This is a genomic window from uncultured Paraglaciecola sp., assembly GCF_913058035.1.
In the GTDB taxonomy this organism is placed as follows: Bacteria; Pseudomonadota; Gammaproteobacteria; order Enterobacterales; family Alteromonadaceae; genus Paraglaciecola.
In genome coordinates, this window is sequence record NZ_CAJXPA010000319.1 from 1 (window position 1) to 2,778 (window position 2,778).

3 protein-coding genes are annotated in these 2,778 nt (G+C 42.5%); 1 reads left to right on the plus strand and 2 read right to left on the minus strand.

All coding sequences use genetic code 11. The annotated features are described in order from the left end of the window. Nucleotides 1-225: 225 nt before the first annotated feature. Complete coding sequence (locus QZ562_RS20800) at nt 226-402, minus strand: hypothetical protein (RefSeq protein WP_293764587.1); 177 nt, start codon at nt 400-402, stop codon at nt 226-228. A gap of 400 nt (nt 403-802) precedes the next feature. On the opposite strand from QZ562_RS20800, the gene QZ562_RS20805 reads away from it, so the two are divergent. Beyond that, nucleotides 803-1,744: a reverse transcriptase/maturase family protein gene (locus tag QZ562_RS20805; protein ID WP_293764589.1), complete on the plus strand. Its 942-nt coding sequence runs from the start codon at nt 803-805 to the stop codon at nt 1,742-1,744. Nucleotides 1,745-1,768: 24 nt separating this feature from the next. On the opposite strand, the gene QZ562_RS20810 is transcribed toward QZ562_RS20805, so the two are convergent. Next, nucleotides 1,769-2,281: a PEP-CTERM sorting domain-containing protein gene (locus tag QZ562_RS20810; RefSeq protein ID WP_293764591.1), complete on the minus strand. Its 513-nt coding sequence runs from the start codon at nt 2,279-2,281 to the stop codon at nt 1,769-1,771. Nucleotides 2,282-2,778 lie beyond the last annotated feature (497 nt).

Sequence of the window (2,778 nt, forward strand, 5' to 3'; positions counted from 1 at the left end):
TAGTAAAAAGGGGGTTGTTAGCAAGATAAAAACAGCCTTAATACGATAAGCAGCTAGGTGCTGTGAGATTAATTGATCTCACAGCCAACTCCGGTCATTGGGCACCTTTGATTGTTACTTCGGCTATGGGTCGAAAACTGACCTAATCTCACACTACCAGATAATTTTCTGTGTGTCTGTTTTTCGCTCATTAGAGACAGTCAGGCTGGATTTATACCGAAGCAACTAATTAACCCGTTTGCATAGAGAAAGCATCTCTAATAGCAGCTTAGTTTGTTTATTGAGCATAGTTTTTGTTTGATCATCTAAATTTGAGTTGAGGAGAATTTGATTAATTTGTTCTTGTCTATTTACCGCCTCTTCTAAGGCATAAATTATTGTTTGACCCATAATTGTGCTCATTTAGCTTCCCTGCCGTATTTTGAATACCATATTTAGTGTAGCTGCGTTTGAAATTAATGTTCTCAATAGGGCAGGAGGGAATGCGGAAAACTGCAATCTTGCGAAACCGAAATCTAAGTAGGAAACTCACTCGTGATACACCTTTCCCGATGAGCCAATCATTAACTGAAGGGTTTATTTACTAGTGAGCCAGTGAGGAACAGCATTTAGTTAATATAAGCTTTGTGGAATAGCAACAGATGAAAGAAAGCGGTCAGTCGAACATTGGTACATTTTGCTACCAAATTGGCACGTCAGGAGCTTCACCTCTGAGTCAAGTAAGTGCCAACACCCGTCATTCAGCTTTTCTAAAAACAACCAAAGCTTGCTCCCTTAGCAGCCATTCAGCTATGCTTAAGCCATGCTAGATACCCAACATGTTTTCACTGAAACCACTCTCGATACTGCCTACTCATGGCTGTGTAAGCAGCGGCGTAACTTTCCCGCCAATGCCGACATTTGGCATCTGCGTTTTCACTGGAACACTATCCGTGGTGAGCTGCTGCAAACACTCCACAAGCAAGATTACACCTTCTTGCCACTGAGTGTGGTCACCAAAGCCGATGGTGAAACCCTTCACTTGTGGTCATCACAAGATGCGCTGGTATTAAAGATGTTAGCCATGGCCTTACCGGAGGCATTAGCATTATCCTCACTTTGTACTCATATCAAAGGCCATGGGGGACTAAAAGCCACCGTCAGTGCTATGCAAGCAGCCCTGCCTGATTACACTTATGTCATGAAAACCGATGTGAAGGGTTACTATGAGTCCATTGACCATACGATATTGCTTAGACAGCTTGATAAGGATATTGCTGACCCGTTTATCTGGCGTTTGTTAGTGCAGTTTGTAAAACGAACCGTTGAAAGAGGTGGTACGTTTAAGTTTATACACTGCGGTATATCAAGAGGCTGCCCCTTATCACCGGTAATCGCAGCGTATTACTTAAAGGGCTTGGATGAGCAGATGGAAGGTGATACCCGTTATTTTTATCGCAGGTTCATGGATGACGTGATTGTATTAGCCAAAACTCGCTGGCACTTGCGCAAAGCGGTGAGAACCGTCAATCAACACTTTCATCAATTAAAAGTGGAGCAAGCGCCGGATAAAACCTTTATTGGGCGTATTGAAAAAGAATTTGATTTTTTGGGTTATCGATTTGGCCTGCCAGAATTGGGCTTAGCAGAGAAGACGATAACTAACGCGGTGAATAAAGTACGTCAGCTTTATGAGCAAAAGTTAGCGGACCCAAAAGAGCCGCTATGCTTGATGACTATATTACCCGCTGGTTACGATGGGTAAATGCAGGGCTAGATGACAAGCCGATTAATATTGTTTTCTGTATCGAGCAAATGACAAGCCCGCTAAACCCAGCAGCATCAATATAACCGAACTGGGTTCGGGTACTGTAACGCGTTTTACAAACGGATTAACAAACGACAAATTATCATACTTCGGCCCGGTATCCGAAGGGGAATAAGTTTGTAAAAAATTAGGAGACGTCATGTCGATAAGGCCACCTGTGCTTTGTAATATTGCCCTGAAGTCGAAAAATACAACCTGACCGCCACTGACATCAAAATCATTAGACTGGATAAACCAATGCTGACTGTCAAAAATATCCCAATCCGGGCTCCCACCAGACATCCCGGTAACGCTCGTAATCATTAAGCCGGAAGCGGCCTGCCCTGCCGTGTTGTCCACTAACCCTAATATTTCGCCAGTGACTGTACCATTAACAGAATTCCAAGAAAAATCAAATATCAACGTCGCATTTGCAGCTCCCATCCATCCTGTTAATGCTATTACTCCTAAAATCCTAGTGACCATCTTAAACATGCCTATATCCTTTTTCAAATTGAAACTCGAGTCGAGCGCTTAGAAATTTGCAATAATTGCGCCATGAAAATAAATCCTATTTAATTCAATGGCATATAATACACTTACAAAAAACATGGGGTTGAAATGGTAAAGAAACCTGACATATTCATATGGATGAAAAAAAACGTAAACACTGGGCTGTAGGGGATTTCCCATTTTAAAGGGCATACGATGGGTAAAAATCCCCACCTCATCAATTTGGTGTAAATTGTCAGGTCGGTTGAGCCTGTCATTCTGGGTCCATGCCATCACTTGGTTTGATAAATACGGCTGTGACAGGGTTGCCTTTGATGGCATGTCAGTCATGATGTGGACTGCCCGGTATTTGCTCGGTTCAGTCTGATCTCATTTTATTGTGAATGGTTGCTATGCGCCAATTTTTGCCGTTTACTTACGTACTCCATGACTTCTTTGGTCATTCGTTTACCAGTCACATTTATTCAGTCTTATGACCG

Excerpts from the sequence above, each read along its gene's own strand:
- QZ562_RS20800 (WP_293764587.1), bottom strand. The coding sequence starts at position 402 with ATGAGCACAATTATGGGTCAAACAATAATTTATGCCTTAGAAGAGGCG.
- QZ562_RS20810 (WP_293764591.1), bottom strand. The coding sequence starts at position 2,281 with ATGTTTAAGATGGTCACTAGGATTTTAGGAGTAATAGCATTAACAGGA.
- QZ562_RS20805 (WP_293764589.1), top strand. The coding sequence starts at position 803 with ATGCTAGATACCCAACATGTTTTCACTGAAACCACTCTCGATACTGCC.